The organism is Methanobrevibacter sp. (assembly GCF_050872065.1).
In the GTDB taxonomy this organism is placed as follows: domain Archaea; phylum Methanobacteriota; class Methanobacteria; order Methanobacteriales; family Methanobacteriaceae; genus Methanocatella.
In genome coordinates this window covers 1-16,399 of sequence record NZ_JBNMGD010000033.1, presented here as the reverse complement: position 1 = coordinate 16,399, position 16,399 = coordinate 1, and the positions used below count along the sequence as shown (strand labels likewise).

Below are 16,399 nucleotides of genomic sequence, written 5' to 3'. Positions count from 1 at the left end.
TTTAGCATGATAAAAACTTTTACTCCACTTATTTATTAAATTTAACTATTTTTAGATAAAATTAAAAATTCCAAACCAATTTCATCAAAAAATTTCAAATCAACAAAGTTTTTGAAAGAGTCAATGCTATTCGTAATAACCTTTATAAATCTAATTTATTAAATATAATTATAATATAAATTATTTAGTGGAGGAATTATTATTAGCGATGATGTCGATATGATGTGTGGACTTGAAATCCACGTACAACTAGAAACTGAATCAAAATTATTCTGTGATTGTCCTACAAATTATCAGGACGCACCGGCAAATGCAAACATCTGCCCAGTTTGTCTTAACCAACCGGGAGCAAAACCACACCCAACCAACATAAAAGCATTAGAAAATGCATTAATGATTGCTTTAATGCTTAACTGTGAAATTGATCAAGATGTAATCTATTTTATGAGAAAACATTACGATTACCCTGACTTATCTTCAGGTTATCAAAGAACTTCTGTTCCAATTGGAATTAACGGTGAATTAAATGGAATTAGAATTAGAGAAATTCACGCAGAAGAAGATCCTGGCCAATACAAACCGGACAGAGGTATTGTTAACTTCAATCGTTCAGGAATTCCATTAGTTGAAATTGTTACTGAACCAGATATAAAATCTCCTGAAGAAGCAAGGAACTTCTTAAAAGAATTAATTCGTGTTTTACAATATAGTGGAGGAGCCCGTGGTGAAGGAACCATGAGAGCAGACGTAAACATCTCCATCAATGGTGGAAACAGAGTAGAAATGAAAAACGTTAACTCAATTAAAGGAGCTTATAAAGCATTAAAATTTGAACTTGTAAGACAAAAAAACCTTATGAAAAGAGGAGTTGAAGTTAAACAAGAAACACGTGCTTACTTAGAATCCCAAATGATTACCGTCGGAATGAGGATGAAAGAAGACGCTGACGATTATAGATTTATCACAGATCCTGATTTGCCACCTATGCAAATCTCTGATGAAACCATTCAAAGAATATTAGATACAATGCCTGAAGCACCTCACAACAAAGTAAAAAGATTTGTTGAGGATTATGGTATTGATTCAGAATCTGCAAAAGTCTTAACTTCAGAACTTGATTTAGCTATTGCATACGAAGAAGTTGTAAAAGAAATTGAACCGATATTTGCATCCAAATGGATGAGAGATGAACTCAAAAGGGTCTTATCTTATAACAAATTAGATTTTGCTGATAGTGGCATTACTGTTGAAAATTTAATTGAATTTTTAAACATGATTCAATCAAAAGAAATTACACAAAAAGCAGCTAAAAAAATCATTGAAAACATGCCAAACAATGAAAAATCACCTAAAGCTATTGCTAAAGAACTAGGATTACTTGGTGTTATAAAAGATGATGAAGTACTTTCTGCTGTAAAACAAGCAATTGAAGAAAATCCAAAAGCCGTTGAAGATTATCTAGCTGGTCAAAAAGCTTCAATTAACTTTTTAATGGGTCAAGTAATGAAACTAACACGTGGAAAAGCAGACCCTGCAGAAACCGTCAAATTATTAAAAGAAAACATAGAATAAGGAGGAAAAATATGGTGGAAAAAAAATCTTTAGTTAAAGATTACATGACAAAAAATGTTATTTGTGTTTCCCCAAATACTCCTACTGAAAAAATTATTGAATTAATGAGAACAAGTCGGCATAACAGTTATCCTGTTGTCGTGAATGATAAGGTTGTTGGAATGGTAACTGCATTTGATGTCGTATCTAAAGAATGGGCAGATACAGTTGAGGGGTTAATGAGCACTGAATTAGTTGTTGCTAACCCAGGATTATCAATTAATGATGCATCTAGAGTTATGTTTAGGAGAGGAATCTCTAGAATGCCTGTAGTTGATGATGATAAGAAACTTGTTGGAATTATAACAAATACTGACATGGTTAGGTCACATATCGAAAGATCAACACCAAACAAAGTTGAATATTTCAAAAAAACTTTAGAACAATTATATGACATCAAAGCTACTTTAAGACACATGCCCGTTGAAACTAATAAATTACGCCCAACACAAGATAGAGTTTATGCAGATGAACTTGAAGGAAGGACTTATGAATTAAAAAGAGGATTGGCAGAACCTGCAATTGTTGTAAAAACTGGAGACAGATGGATTCTAGTCGATGGACATCACAGAGCAGTAGCTTCATCACAACAAGGTTATGAAACAGTAGATTCATATGTTATTGATTTAGAAAAAGATATAAAATTAGGTATGGAAAAGACTGCTGATAAAGCAGGAATAAAAACATTTGCAGATATTGAAATTATCGATGATGACAAACATCCACTTATAGCGCTTACAGAAAGCCTTCAAGACCAAGAACGTAAAAGTGATGATTAGATGAATGATAATATTATAAGAGAAGTATATGAAGTTTTAGAATCACGCCGTGACAATCCTATTGATTCATATACCTCAAAAATTATGCAAGATAGTGATAAAAAAGCAGAAGATAAAATACTTGAAAAGATAGCTGAAGAAGCTGGTGAAGTATTAATTGCTTCTAAAAATGATGAAAATTTAGTTTATGAATCAGTTGACTTAATTTTTCACACATTATTGCTCCTTGCATACAAAGGTGTAAACCTTGATGATGTGTTTAATGAATTTGCAAGAAGAAGAAAATAAACAATATTACTTCCAATGAGGGTTGAAATATGTTTGATACAATCACAGAAAAGAAATTTTTATTAAAGGAATTAGTTAAAAAAGATTTAACTTCAAAATATAAAGATTCTGTACTGGGAATACTTTGGAGTTTTTTCAATCCTCTTTTAATAATGTTAGTATTTACAGCAATTTTTTCAATGTTATTCGGACGTCAAATTGAAAATTATCCCGTTTATTTTTTAACTGGGAGAATCATATTTGATTTTTTTAACAATGGAACAAAAGGTGCTATGAGATCCATAAAAAGAAATGCTAACCTATTAAAAAAGATTTATGTACCAAAATATATGTTTTCAGTAAGTACAATATGCTATGAATTTGTTAATTTCTTAATATCCTTTATAATTTTATTCATTGTAATGATTATTACTGGAGCTACATTCAATTGGACTATAATCCTATCCATAATTCCAATGTTTTTCTTAGTTTGTTTAATATTTGGAGTTGGATTAATATTGGCTGTATGTAACACTTATTTCTCAGATATTGGGCATTTATACAATGTATTTACTCTAATATTGATGTATTCATCTGCATTATTCTATCCTATGGAAATTGTTCCAGCAGTAGTGCAGAGGATATTTACATTAAACCCAGTCTATTCCGCAATTTCTTGTTTTAGGGATTGTATAAGTTATGGAATTTTCCCAAATATATCCACATTAACATACTTAGCCGTGTTTTCAATTACTACATTAGGAATCGGAATATGTCTCTTTAAGATTTATGAAAAGAGATTAGTATTAGAAATATAGGGGATACTATGAGTTTAATTAAAAAAATAAAAAATTTAGTCAATAAAAATACTAAACAAGAAGAACATAAAAAACTTCCTCTTGATGCTAAATTTCAAAAAAGTAGATTTAAAAATGTTAAAATCTATGCACCGGATTTTGTAATGAGTAATGAAAAAAAATACCGTGTGCGATTATTAGATGAATCTAACAACCCCATTGTGAAAAAGAGAATAACATTAGACATTAATAAAAAATGTTATAATAGAATAACTGATGAAAATGGATATGCATTCATTAAAGTCATACCCCAAGAAAATAGAAACGAAATAAAAGTATACTATCCATCAGATGAAGAATATTGTCCTTGTACAATTGCTAAATTAATACATCCAGATAATGATGTTGAAGAAGAATCTGAAAAAGTAAAATTATATGCTCCAGATATAAATATTTATTCAAAAGATGAACCCCATTACTGTGCTAGATTACTTGATAGCGAAAATAATCCTCTAATTGGTGAAACCATCCTATTTAATTTTAATAATGAAACATATAAAAAAATAACTGATGGAGAAGGATTTGCTAGTATTGATTTAGAATTAGAGGAAGGTCAATACTCTATTGAAACCATATTTGAAGGCAAGAAAAATTTCGATTCCATTTCTAAAACATCAAAAATAAATGTTAAAACTAGGAACATCGATCGTGAAGTAATGATTGAAGTTAAACATCTTGCAATGGAATTTAAAGTTTCAAAGGATAAAATAGATACTTTAAAAGAATATATTATTCGAACTCTTAAAAGAACAAAAAAAGAGCATGAAAAAGTTAGAATACTTGATGATGTCTCATTTAACATTTACAAAGGAGAAAGAGTGGGTATTCTAGGATTTAACGGTGCAGGGAAAAGTACTCTTCTAAGAATAATAGCAGGTATCTACGAACCTAGTGAAGGAGAAATAAAAATCCATGGTAAAATTGCACCATTACTTGAATTAAGTGCTGGATTTGATAAAAATTATTCTGGGAAGAATAATATCTTTTTAAATGGGGCTCTTTTAAGTATGGAAGAAGATTTTATCAAAGAAAAATATGATGAAATAGTTGAATTTTCTGAACTTGGAGAACATATAAACTATCCAGTTAAAAATTATTCAAAAGGTATGAGAGCAAAATTAGGTTTTTCAATTGCTACACTTGTAAATCCAGAAATTTTAATTATTGATGAAATTCTAGCTGTTGGAGATATTAAATTTAGAAAAAAAAGTTCCCAGAAGATTAAATCAATGATGAAAGAAGGTGTTACAGTACTTCTTGTATCTCATTCTATAAATCAAATAAAAAACATTTGTGATAGATGTATCTGGATTGAAAATGGTCGTGTCTACATGGAAGGTCCAGCTAGAAAAGTTTGTGACGCTTATGTTAAAAGTGCTAAGAAGTAAGGGATTAAAATGAATAAAAAATGGATACTAATATTAATATTTTTAATTGTAGGATGTTGTTGTCTATTTTATGTTATTGAAACATCATCCACAGTTGGAAATGCAATTACCGTTGTAAATAAGACTGTTGTGTCACTCCCAGATGAATTCTCAATTGAAAATAGAGAAAATAGATATAGTACATTACTTAATAAAAATACAAATGAAAAAATCACTATTAAAGATTTAAGTAAAGGAGATTCCGCATTAGATAACTTTAAAGAGAAATTAATAGATTTAAGTAAAAATCCTGATATAAATCGTATTACTAATTCAACATTAAATATTGATAATATTACTGCATACAAAATTGACTATCAAAACATTACAAAAGAAAATAATTCCGATTTGTGTGATGTTTATGTATTTACTTGTAATCACACATTCTTAATTAAATTAGAAAATTATAATAATAGTACTAAATTAAATGAAAATTTAGATTATGTGATTACACATATGACCCCTGACTTTAAACAATCTCAAGATTAAAAACGTGAAACAATGGATGAAATTGAATTTTCAATTATAATACCCACTCATAATTCAGAATTGGGAATAGAAAAATCAATTGAATCCATACTTAATCAAACAATCGATTTTGAAGATAATACTGAAATAATTATTGTAGATAGCAACAGTACAGATAAAACTCAAGATATCTGCCAAGAGTATGCTTCAAAATACCCTAAAAACATATATTACATACAACTAAACATACTTAATTCCTCCAAAGCAAAAAATATAGCAATTAAAAATGCTCGTGGGAACTTCATTGCTTTTTTAGAACCGCATAATTATTTATCAAAAGATGCATTATCTAATCTTTTAGACTTTATTAATATTAACAACGACCTTGATTTAGCATTAATTCCTATTTTTTATTATGAAAATAATAGAAAAAAGCATTATATTAATTATAAAATTAAAAATAATAAAAAAATTAATCTGCTTGAACATCCTCAATATTCACAATTGTTAGGACCATCTACATTTTTTAAAAAAGAATCTATTGGAGATATTGAGTTTTTAGATACAACCAATGAAAACATAACTTTTTTTAGTGAAATACTAATTAATAATCCATATTTGGGTATTTGTAGTGAAGGATCATATTTTATAAGTAATATTGAAGAAAAACTCCGTATTTCAAATACTACAGTTTATCCCACAGAAAAATATGAAAAATTTATCCAATACAATTTTAATCATATAAAAAATAAATGTTTTAATAAATTTTCAGAGATACCTGAATTTATCCAATTTAATTTTATAAATCATTTAAGAATATTATTGTCTATAAATAAAACAGAAGCAAAAATTGATTTAACCAATTTAATTGAGAATATAATGCATATAGAAGATAATGTGCTTTTGAAAAATAGATTACTTGGAAATGAACTCACAATTACAACATTCTTATTAAAATACAATAATAACTTAAGCGAAGAATTGAAAGAAAAATTAAATTTAAATACTATTTTTATTGATATATATGACATTATTGACAATGAACTCCATATATTAGCAAACATAATGAGTATAACACCAAAAAATATTGATATTTTAGTCAATAACGAAAGAATAGAAACTAAAGAATTAACATTTCCACACAAATATGCTCCTAGTTTAGGTTATAATTTATTACATGATTATTCAATAGAATGTACCATTCCAATTAAAACAAATAAAAACTTCACAATTGAATTTAAACAAGAAGATAAACTATTACATATTGATTTTTCAAGACCATGTAACTTCTCAAAAAGTGTTGGCTATGCAAAAACTAGGCACTATTTGAGCATTCTTAAAGATGATAAAATTTCTATCGAGAAAAAAACAACATTAAAATGGATTAAACAGGAATTAAAAAGTTTAATTAGTATGTTTAAAAATCATGACCCTGGATTTATAAAAGTAGTTCCATTTAGAATAGCTTATATGATTAGCTATCCATTTTTAAAAGATAAAGAGATATGGTTTTTTATGGACCGCCCAAATGAAGCAGATGACAATGGATTAGCTTTGTTTAAATATGCTGTCCAGCAAGATGATCATATTAATAAATACTTCATTATAAACTCAAAAAATAAAGAAATCAATGATATAAAAAAGATAGGCAAAGTTATTGAGTATAAATCCCTTAAACATAGATTCTTAGGAATGTTTGCTGAAAATATTATCACATCCCATCCAGATAATGGAATTATCTATCCCTTTTGGGGAGGTTATCCATTCTTTGCAGGCCTTTTAAAATCAAACACAATGTTTCTACAGCATGGAGTCATAAAAGATGATATATCCTATTGGGTGAATAAATCAAACATGAATTTATCATTATTCTTAGCATCAACTATCCCCGAATATGAATCAATATTAAAAAATCCATATAACTATGATAATAATGTTGTTCAATTATTAGGATTACCTAGATTTGATAATCTTAAAAATAAGGAAAATAAAAAAGAAATTCTTATTATGCCTTCTTGGAGACGGGATTTAGAGCACAAGTCACAGGAATATATTAAAGAAAACGAATTTTTCAGAAAAATTAACTCACTAATAAATAATGAACACTTAATTGAAGTGGCTCGTCAAAATAACTATAAAATAATCTTTAAACCTCATCCTAATGTTTATAATTTTATCGATTTGTTTGATAAAAATGATTATGTTGAAATTGATTATGGTGAATCAAAATATCACGAATTATTCAACAACGGATCTTTACTAATTACAGATTATTCATCAGTAGCATTTGATTTTGCATATCTCTACAAACCAGTCATATATTACCAATATAGTAACGATTATCATTTTGATTTAGAAAAAAGTTATTTTGATTATGAAGAAATGGGTTTTGGAGAGGTTGTTAAAAAAGAAGATGAATTAGTTGACTTGATTATTAAGTACATTAAAAATGACTGTAGACCTAAAGAAAAATATTGCAATAGAATTAAAAATACTTTTAAATTTACTGATAAAAACAATTGCAAAAGAGTTTATAATAGGATTAAAGAAATTAAATTAAAGGATTAGTTCCATATTATACATTCCTCTCTCGAAGCTTCCGATTTTAACTCTTTTTTTATTGAAAATAGAAAAACCAATTCTTTCATAAAGTTTTCTAGCTCCTACATTTCTAAAATCAGCATCAAGAGTAATGCGATTTAATTTTTCAGAGCGAGCATAATCAATAACATCCATTATAACTTTACGACCTATCCCTTGACCTCTTAAAGACTTATCAATAGCAAGTTCAGCAAGATATAAATCGTCTTTTTTAACATCACACAATACAAAATAATCCAATATATCCACAATGAGTAATTTTAATGATTTTAACCTTAAATCAAATGGTTTTTCAGAGATATACATCATTAAAACACCAATTACTTGCATTTCATCATTTAAAATTACCTTAAAAGTATCATCTACTTCATGTTTTTTTAAATCTTTCTCAATTTTTGCAATAGCTTTTTGTGGAGTTTTGAATAATAAATCAAAAGTTCTAAAATCAACATCATAAACTAATTCAGCAGTTTTATATGTGTCATGAATTTTGGGATCAAAATTTTCATATTTCAAGTTAATCACCATTTACAATAGTAAGTGCAAATACACCTGCACCAAAACCATTATCAATATTTACAACCGCAATTCCCGGAGCACATGATTGGAGCATTGCATCAAGAGCCACCCTTCCACCTTCTCCAACACCATACCCCACAGAAGTGGGAACTGCAATAACTGGAACATCCACAAGACCTGCAACAACAGAAGGAAGAGCTCCTTCCATCCCAGCACAGACAATGATTGCACGAACACATTCCTCAACCATCTTAGCAATTTGAGGAAATAACCTGTGAATCCCAGCTACACCAACATCATATGATGTAATAGCTTCACAACCGCCTTCCTCCACAATTACACGAGCTTCTTCAGCAACATTAATATCTGAAGTTCCAGCAGTCATAATACCAATTTTTGCGATTCGTTGTATATCAACATGCTCTTTTCTTATAATTAAAATTTGAGCACGTTTATTATATTCAAAAATAAAAGGACTATCACTAAACTTATTTAAAATATTTTCATATCTCTCATTAGATAATCTAGTAAGAATTAAATCATTATTATCTGATTCCATATATTTTTCAATGATTAAAAGTAAGTCCTCATATGATTTACTTTGTGCAAAAACAGCTTCTGGAAATCCAGTTCTATCCTTTCTTTTTGTATCAAATTTAACAATTTCATTAAGTTCTAGAATATTATCTGCATTAATCAACTTTTCTGCATCATCAATACTAATTTCACCATTGAGTAACCTTTCAAGAATCTTTTTCATAGTTATAATATTAAGATAAAATTATATAAAATTTAACTTACAATATTATAATTTAATGAATGCATTAAAGATTTTAACACAGGGAACAGTACAAGGCGTAGGATTTAGACCATATATTTATAGATTAGCAGTTGAGTTAAATCTTAAGGGATATGTTAGAAACCTTGGAAATGTTGTTGAAATCATTGTTGAAGGGGAAAATACTGAATTATTTCTTGAAAGACTCCCTAAAGAATTACCACCAATAGCCAAAATTAATTCTATGGATGTTGAATCTATAGATATAGAAAATTATACTAATTTTGAAATTATTGAAAGTGAAGATTCATATTCAGGAATCAGTATAATCCCTCCAGACATTGCAATATGCGATAAATGTCTTGAAGAAATACGTAATCCAAATGATAGGCGTTATAAATATGCATTTAATGCATGTACTGATTGTGGACCAAGATTTACAGTAATTAATAGTGTTCCATATGATAGAATAAAAACTTCAATGGATGAATTTCCATTATGTGATGACTGTTTAATAGAATACAATGACCCATTAAATAGACGTTATCATGGTGAAGCAATATGCTGCAATGAATGTGGACCTCAAATGGAAATCTATGAAGGTTTGAATAAAATAAATACAAACAATCCTATAAAATTAGGTGCTGATAAATTAAAAGAAGGTAAAATTTTAGCAATTAAAGGAATTGGAGGAACGCATCTTGTTGTTGATGCTTACAACGATGAAGCAATTAAAGAACTAAGAAAACGTCTTAATCGTCCAAATCAAGCTTTTGCAGTGATGTGTAAAGATTTAAAAAGCCTTCAAAATTATGCACATTTAACTGAAAAAGAAGTCAATACAATAACATCAAATAAAAGACCAATTGTCATTTTAAAGAAAAAAGACAATTATCCGTTCCCTGAAAGTTTGTCCCCAGGACTTCACAATATTGGAGTGATGCTTCCTTACTCTCCAATGCATTATTTATTGTTTGATGAGGGAAATATCGATACATACGTCATGACCTCCGCAAATATCCCTGGAGAGCCAATGATGGTTAAAAACAATGACATCATCAATGGAGTTAATGATTATTCTTTGATTCATAATCGTCAAATCTTAAACAGATGTGATGATTCAGTAATCCGATTTAGAAACAATGAATTATCATTTATTAGAAGATCTCGTGGATACACACCTGAACCATACACAATAAATTATGACGTGAACGAGTCAAATATACTTGCATTAGGCCCGGAACTTGATGTTACCTTCTCAATTGCAAAAGACAATATCGTTTATCCATCCCAACATATTGGAAATACAAATAAACCAAAAACATTGAAATTCCTAAAAGAAGCAATCAGGAATATGCAGAGGATTACAAAAATAAATGAATTTGACATAATTGCTTGTGATATGCATCCTCATTTTTTCACAACAAGACTTGCCCATGAACTTGCTGAAGAATATGACGCTGAAGTGCTTCCGATTCAACACCACCATGCACATGCTATTGCCCTTGCCAATGACAGTGCAATTAATGAAATGATTGTAATTGCAGCTGATGGAGTAGGTTATGGGAGTGATGGAACAAGTTGGGGTGGTGAAATCCTTTATACTGATATAAAAAATTTTGAAAGGTTAGGACACCTACAACCTCAATTAATGCCTGGAGGAGATGTTGCTACAAAATATCCTGCCAGGATGCTTGCAAGCATATTGAACGATGAAGAATTAATCAAAAATTATTCGGATTACTTCAAATACGGAGAAATTGAAATAAAAAATATATTCAAACAGATAAATGCCAGAATAAATGTCGGTAAGACAACAAGTACTGGAAGAATTCTTGATTCAATGGCAGTTGCCCTTGAAATATGTAATGAACGCACATACGAGGGAGAATGCTCCATGAAACTTGAATCTGCAGCATATTATGCTACTAAAAATATAGAAATCCCAATAATTATTGAAAACAATATTCTAAATACAACTGAAATATTAAAAGAAGTTGTGAGATTATATCAAAACGGTGAGAAAAAAGCGAATGTTGCAGCTGCGGGCCAGAATGCTGTTGCACGTGGTTTAAGTGAACTTGCAATAAATGCTGCGAATAAAAAGAACATTAATAAAATCGGTGCTACAGGAGGAGTATTTTACAATGAAGCTATCACAAACACCGTTAAAAATTACATAGAAAACAATGGATTTAATTTTATCCAACACAAAAACACTTGTGCCGGGGATGGATCCGTATCATTAGGTCAAGCAATAATTGCTAAAAAATTATAAAACAGATGGTTTAAATAATAAACCATCTTAATAGCCAGAAATTATCTATTTTTTAAAGTTCTCTCAAGAATATATTCTGCTCTTTCTTTAAGATTACCATATAATCTTATTTGATTTTTCAACTCTTCAATAGCTTCAAGCTGTCCATCATCTATTCTTTTTTCAATATCTAACAATTTAGACCATTCATCACCTGATGGGAGTTGTAAAGTATTGAGCATGTCCTCAGACAAGTTAACATCAAAAGTATTCCTATTGATTGTAATATGAATATTGACTTCATTTTGTAAATCATAGTATTTACGTGGTCTGCCCCTTACAATCTTTTTATAGGAAGAGTTCAGAATACCTATATCCTCCATTGCCCGTAAATGAGCAATGATTGCTTTTTGACCAATATCTAACTCATTTGATATTTCACTAACAAACATAGGTTCTTCCCTTAAAAGGTTTATAATATCCCTTCTAGTCTTACAACCCATCACATCAAGGATGTCCTCTTTATCAATACCTCCTAATTGGTCATTATAGTTTCCTCTAATTTCTATGTGGCCATTAGAAGAATTGACATTTTTACGATTTTTTTTAATGTCATCAGTTCTACTCATAATTATACATTATATCGAAACCTTTATATAACTTTTTGTTACTATAATAATGTATGAGAAAGATAACTTTTGGTTACTTTAATATTTGGTTTCAGAAAAACTTGATGTAATAACTTCAAATGAATGAACCATTTTCCTATATGTCCATAAATTCCCAAAACCAATATTAAAGAACTTAAAGTTTAAGTTCTCGCAGGAAAAGTTATTACACAAGTTTTTCAAAAACCTCGAAGGTGCAAATATGACTGATGAAAATAAAAATGAATCTGAAGTGGAAACTCAGGATATTCAAGAAAAATATGATGAACTTCTTGAAGAATTAGCTCTTAAAGAAGAAGAGCTTAAAGAAGTTAAAGAAGATCTTGAAAAACAAAAAGCAGAAACTCAAGAATACACTTCACTTTCACAAAGACTTCAAGCAGATTTCGAAAATTTCAAAAAAATCACTGACAAAAGAAATCAAGAGCTTGTTAAATTCGCAAATGAAAATATAATAACAAAATTTCTTGATTGCTACGAAGATTTAGGCAGGACTTTGGAAATCGAAAATGACGAAAACTTAAAAGAAGGAGTGGAACTCATATATAATAAATTCAAAGATGTTCTAACAAAAGAAGGTATTGAAGAAATTCCTACAAAAGGAGAAAAATTTGACTTAAACAAACATGAAGCAATGATGGTTCAAGAATCCGATGATGTTGAAAATAATTATATTATAGACGAGTTAATGAAAGGATATATGTACAAAGACAAAGTCCTCAAATACTCAAAAGTTATTGTTTGTAAAAAATAATGTTTATTAATTTATTTATAAAAAAATTAGGTGATAATTATGTCTGATACTAAAAAAGAAAAAATAATTGGAATTGATTTAGGAACAAGTAACTCCGCTGCATCTGTACTCGTAGGAGGTAAACCAACCCCTATCCCATCAGCAGAAGGAGCAAGTCAATATGGTAAATCATTCCCAAGTTATGTTGCATTTACTGAAGATGGTCAAATGTTAGTAGGTGAACCAGCAAGAAGACAAGCTGTAACCAATCCAGAAAACACTATTAGCGCAATTAAAAGAAGTATGGGTACAGACCACAAAGTTACAGTAAATGGAAAACAATATTCCCCACAAGAAATCTCAGCATTTATCTTACAAAAAATTAAAAAAGATGCAGAAACATTCTTAGGCGAACCTATTGAAAAAGCTGTAATTACCGTACCTGCTTACTTTGATGACAATCAAAGGACTGCAACTAAAGATGCAGGAACTATTGCTGGACTTGATGTTGTAAGACTCGTAAACGAACCAACCGCTGCAAGCCTTGCATATGGTCTTGATAAATCTGACGAAGATGACATGAACATTATGGTTTACGATTTAGGTGGAGGTACCTTAGACGTAACCATTATGGAATTCGGTGGAGGAGTATTTGAAGTAAGAGCTACCAGTGGAGATACTCAACTTGGTGGTACTGATATGGATAATGTATTAATCAAATACTTAGCTGATGAATTCAAAGCTAAAGAAAATATTGATTTAATGGAAAACGATCAAGCAGTACAAAGATTAAGAGAAGCTGCTGAAAAAGCAAAAATTGAATTATCCACTACTACCACTACTCAAGTTAACTTACCATTCATTGCAATGGGTGCTGATGGATCTCCTAAAAACTTAATCATTGATCTTACTAGAGCAAAATTAGAAGAATTAGTTGACAGTATTGTAGAAAAATCTGGTAAACCAATGGAACAAGCATTAAACGACGCTAAAATGAGCAAATCTGAAATTGATAAAATCATCTTAGTCGGTGGACCTACCAGAATGCCAATTGTACAAAAATTCGTTGAAAAATTCATAGGCAAAAAAGTAGAACGTGGTATTGATCCAATGGAATGTGTATCCATGGGTGCTGCTATTCAAGGAGGAGTATTAGCTGGAGAAATTAAAGATATCGTTCTTTTAGATGTAACTCCATTATCTTTAGGTATTGAAACCTTAGGTGGAGTATCAACTACCTTAATTGAAAGAAACACTACTATTCCTACTAAAAAAAGTCAAATATTCTCCACAGCTGCAGATAATCAACCATCTGTAGATATTAATGTCTTACAAGGAGAAAGAAAAATGGCAATTGACAACACCTCACTTGGACGTTTCCAACTTGTAGGTATCCCACCTGCACCAAGAGGTGTTCCACAAATTGAAGTAACATTCGATATTGATGCTAACGGTATTATTAATGTAACTGCTAAAGATAAAGGAACTGGTAAAGAACAAGCTATTACTATCACTTCATCAACTAAATTATCTGATGAAGAAATTGAAGAAAAAATTAAAGAAGCAGAAATGAATGCAGAAGCTGATGCTAAAAGACAAGAAGAAATCGAAATCAGAAATAATGCAGACTCATTAATCTACACTTCAGAAAAAACCTTAGAAGACCTCAAAGATCAAGTATCTGAAGACGAAAAAACAAAAATCGAAGATCTTGTTAAAGAATTAAGAGAACTTATAGCTGGCGATGACGTTGATGCCATTAAAGCAAAATCTGATGAATTATCTGGTGTAGTTCAAGAGATTGGTGCAAAAATCTACCAACAAGCACAAGCTGAAGCACAAGCACAACAACAAGCAGGTGCTGATGCTAATGCTGGTGCTCAAGATGCAGATGATGACACAATTGATGCAGACTATGAAGTAAAAGACTAGATTAAATAATAAAGTTTTATTACATTGTTAGGTTAATAAAAATCAGAATCAGAACAATAAACTAACAATAGATAAAACTATTATTTTTTCTATCTATTTTTTTAATAATTATTTTTAATAGGGTGAATGAATGGCAGACAAGCGCGATTATTATGATGTTCTTGGAGTAGATAAAACTGCTGATGAAAAGACAATTAAAAAAGCTTATCGTAAATTAGCCAGAAAATACCATCCAGATGTTTGTGATATGCCTGATGCAGAAGATAAGTTTAAAGAAGTAAGTGAAGCTTACGCTGTCTTGTCTGATGAAGATAAACGCCAAAGATATGATCAATTCGGTCATGCTGGAATGGATGGATTTACTGCTGAAGATTTCTACCAAAATGTGAACTTTGAAGATATATTCCAAGGATTCGACATAGGAAATATTTTTGATATGTTTGGTTTTGGTGGAGGATCACGTTCTAGAGGCGGTAGAAGTGGCCCTCAAAGAGGTTCAGATATCTACACAGAAATACCAATAACTTTAGAAGAAGCATTCGAGGGATGCGAAAAAGAAATAAAAATTACTAGAAGTGAATTATGCCCTACTTGTAAAGGATCCAAATCTAAACCAGGTTCTAATCCAGAAACATGTACTAAATGTGGTGGAACAGGACAAATTAAAGAAGTTAGTAACACATTCCTTGGACAAATGGTTAATGTAAGACCATGTAGAGAATGTGGAGGTACTGGTAAGATTATTACAGATCCTTGTGATGAATGTCACGGAAAAGGCAGTGTAAGAAAAACAAAAACAATTAAAATTGAAATTCCTAGTGGAGTTGACGAAGGAAACCACTTAAGAGTATCAAACGAAGGAAACTGTGGTGAAAAAGAAGGCCTGGAAGGAGATTTAATTGTTACAGTACATATTAAAAAACACAAAAAATTCACACGTGAAGGTGAACACTTATACTTAGAACAACAAATCAGTTTCCCACAAGCAGCACTTGGTGATGTAATAACCATACCGACAATTGACGGTAAAAAAATGGAATTTAAAATCACACCAGGAACACAATGTGAAACAGTTTATAAATTAAAAGGACAAGGAATGAAGTCTCTTAGATACAACAGCAGAGGAAATCTTTATGTAAAAATAAAAGTTGTTGTTCCTAAAAAATTAAATTCAAAACAAAAAGAATTACTCAACAAATTTGCTGAGATAAGCGGTGACGAAATACACCATGTTGAAAAAGGACTCTTCGATAGAGTCAAAGATGCAATGAAGTAAATTAGCTAGACTAATTTACTTTATCTACTTTTATTAAATTTCAAAAAAAAACTACTTAAATTCTAAATGAATTTTACTTACCAAATAATTAAATATAAGTTAAATTAAAAGACTATTTTTAAAAATATTTTCGGGATAACTTATTGAATAAGTGAAATAATTAATTAATATTTTAAAAATAAGACATATTAAATCAAGAGTATATATGAAAAAATAAAAAAAGTAT

Annotated in this window: 14 protein-coding genes; 11 read left to right on the top strand and 3 right to left on the bottom strand. The window is 29.8% G+C overall.

Translation table 11 applies throughout. The features are described from left to right. Window positions 1-219 precede the first annotated feature (219 nt). From gatB to ACR0P1_RS05690, 7 genes are read left to right on the top strand one after another with little or no spacing between them, the layout of a single operon-like run. Window positions 220-1,572: an Asp-tRNA(Asn)/Glu-tRNA(Gln) amidotransferase subunit GatB gene (gene gatB, locus ACR0P1_RS05720; RefSeq protein WP_432645450.1), complete on the top strand. Its 1,353-nt coding sequence runs from the start codon at window positions 220-222 to the stop codon at window positions 1,570-1,572. Between the two features lie 11 nt (window positions 1,573-1,583). Then, window positions 1,584-2,390: a CBS domain-containing ParB/RepB/Spo0J family partition protein gene (locus ACR0P1_RS05715; RefSeq protein ID WP_432645449.1), complete on the top strand. Its 807-nt coding sequence runs from the start codon at window positions 1,584-1,586 to the stop codon at window positions 2,388-2,390. Next, window positions 2,391-2,678, top strand: a complete 288-nt coding sequence (hisE, locus tag ACR0P1_RS05710) for a phosphoribosyl-ATP diphosphatase (protein ID WP_432645448.1) — start codon at window positions 2,391-2,393, stop codon at window positions 2,676-2,678. It begins immediately after the preceding gene. 29 nt (window positions 2,679-2,707) lie between these two features. Continuing rightward, on the top strand, window positions 2,708-3,475 hold the full coding sequence (locus ACR0P1_RS05705) for an ABC transporter permease (RefSeq protein ID WP_432645447.1): 768 nt from the start codon (window positions 2,708-2,710) through the stop codon (window positions 3,473-3,475). 8 nt (window positions 3,476-3,483) lie between these two features. Further along, on the top strand, window positions 3,484-4,902 hold the full coding sequence (locus ACR0P1_RS05700) for an ABC transporter ATP-binding protein (protein ID WP_432645446.1): 1,419 nt from the start codon (window positions 3,484-3,486) through the stop codon (window positions 4,900-4,902). Window positions 4,903-4,911: 9 nt separating this feature from the next. Then, on the top strand, window positions 4,912-5,430 hold the full coding sequence (locus tag ACR0P1_RS05695; protein WP_432645445.1) for a hypothetical protein: 519 nt from the start codon (window positions 4,912-4,914) through the stop codon (window positions 5,428-5,430). Between the two features lie 12 nt (window positions 5,431-5,442). Beyond that, complete coding sequence (locus ACR0P1_RS05690) at window positions 5,443-7,977, top strand: CDP-glycerol:glycerophosphate glycerophosphotransferase (protein ID WP_432645444.1); 2,535 nt, start codon at window positions 5,443-5,445, stop codon at window positions 7,975-7,977. Here ACR0P1_RS05690 and ACR0P1_RS05685 read toward each other — a convergent pair. After that, window positions 7,966-8,535: a GNAT family N-acetyltransferase gene (locus tag ACR0P1_RS05685; RefSeq protein WP_432645451.1), complete on the bottom strand. Its 570-nt coding sequence runs from the start codon at window positions 8,533-8,535 to the stop codon at window positions 7,966-7,968. The genes ACR0P1_RS05690 and ACR0P1_RS05685 overlap by 12 nt on opposite strands. After that, complete coding sequence (gene larB, locus ACR0P1_RS05680; protein ID WP_432645443.1) at window positions 8,528-9,289, bottom strand: nickel pincer cofactor biosynthesis protein LarB; 762 nt, start codon at window positions 9,287-9,289, stop codon at window positions 8,528-8,530. Before larB ends, ACR0P1_RS05685 begins: the two co-directional genes overlap by 8 nt. Before the next feature lie 55 nt (window positions 9,290-9,344). Between larB and hypF the strand changes: the two genes are divergently transcribed. Next, window positions 9,345-11,585 (top strand): carbamoyltransferase HypF, encoded by a 2,241-nt coding sequence (hypF, locus tag ACR0P1_RS05675; protein ID WP_432645442.1) that lies wholly within the window; start codon window positions 9,345-9,347, stop codon window positions 11,583-11,585. A 41-nt stretch (window positions 11,586-11,626) separates the two neighbouring features. On the opposite strand, the gene ACR0P1_RS05670 is transcribed toward hypF, so the two are convergent. Beyond that, window positions 11,627-12,193 (bottom strand): ArsR/SmtB family transcription factor, encoded by a 567-nt coding sequence (locus ACR0P1_RS05670; RefSeq protein WP_432645441.1) that lies wholly within the window; start codon window positions 12,191-12,193, stop codon window positions 11,627-11,629. A 241-nt stretch (window positions 12,194-12,434) separates the two neighbouring features. Here ACR0P1_RS05670 and ACR0P1_RS05665 point away from each other — a divergent pair, with 241 nt between their 5' ends. The 3 genes from ACR0P1_RS05665 (at window position 12,435) to dnaJ (ending at window position 16,173) form a co-directional block, all read left to right on the top strand. Beyond that, window positions 12,435-12,986, top strand: coding sequence for a nucleotide exchange factor GrpE (locus ACR0P1_RS05665; RefSeq protein WP_432645440.1), 552 nt, complete (start codon window positions 12,435-12,437; stop codon window positions 12,984-12,986). 39 nt (window positions 12,987-13,025) lie between these two features. Continuing rightward, window positions 13,026-14,897 carry a molecular chaperone DnaK gene (gene dnaK / locus ACR0P1_RS05660; RefSeq protein ID WP_432645439.1) on the top strand — a complete coding sequence of 624 codons (1,872 nt, stop codon included), beginning with the start codon at window positions 13,026-13,028 and terminating at the stop codon, window positions 14,895-14,897. A gap of 130 nt (window positions 14,898-15,027) precedes the next feature. After that, window positions 15,028-16,173 carry a molecular chaperone DnaJ gene (gene dnaJ / locus ACR0P1_RS05655; RefSeq protein WP_432645438.1) on the top strand — a complete coding sequence of 382 codons (1,146 nt, stop codon included), beginning with the start codon at window positions 15,028-15,030 and terminating at the stop codon, window positions 16,171-16,173. The last annotated feature ends 226 nt before the right edge of the window (window positions 16,174-16,399 follow it).

Bases quoted from the DNA above. Each gene is read 5' to 3' on its own strand.
- gatB (WP_432645450.1), top strand. From the start codon at position 220: ATGATGTGTGGACTTGAAATCCACGTACAACTAGAAACTGAATCAAAA.
- ACR0P1_RS05715 (WP_432645449.1), top strand. From the start codon at position 1,584: ATGGTGGAAAAAAAATCTTTAGTTAAAGATTACATGACAAAAAATGTT.
- hisE (WP_432645448.1), top strand. From the start codon at position 2,391: ATGAATGATAATATTATAAGAGAAGTATATGAAGTTTTAGAATCACGC.
- ACR0P1_RS05705 (WP_432645447.1), top strand. From the start codon at position 2,708: ATGTTTGATACAATCACAGAAAAGAAATTTTTATTAAAGGAATTAGTT.
- ACR0P1_RS05700 (WP_432645446.1), top strand. From the start codon at position 3,484: ATGAGTTTAATTAAAAAAATAAAAAATTTAGTCAATAAAAATACTAAA.
- ACR0P1_RS05695 (WP_432645445.1), top strand. From the start codon at position 4,912: ATGAATAAAAAATGGATACTAATATTAATATTTTTAATTGTAGGATGT.
- ACR0P1_RS05690 (WP_432645444.1), top strand. From the start codon at position 5,443: ATGGATGAAATTGAATTTTCAATTATAATACCCACTCATAATTCAGAA.
- larB (WP_432645443.1), bottom strand. From the start codon at position 9,289: ATGAAAAAGATTCTTGAAAGGTTACTCAATGGTGAAATTAGTATTGAT.
- hypF (WP_432645442.1), top strand. From the start codon at position 9,345: ATGAATGCATTAAAGATTTTAACACAGGGAACAGTACAAGGCGTAGGA.
- ACR0P1_RS05670 (WP_432645441.1), bottom strand. From the start codon at position 12,193: ATGAGTAGAACTGATGACATTAAAAAAAATCGTAAAAATGTCAATTCT.
- ACR0P1_RS05665 (WP_432645440.1), top strand. From the start codon at position 12,435: ATGACTGATGAAAATAAAAATGAATCTGAAGTGGAAACTCAGGATATT.
- dnaK (WP_432645439.1), top strand. From the start codon at position 13,026: ATGTCTGATACTAAAAAAGAAAAAATAATTGGAATTGATTTAGGAACA.
- dnaJ (WP_432645438.1), top strand. From the start codon at position 15,028: ATGGCAGACAAGCGCGATTATTATGATGTTCTTGGAGTAGATAAAACT.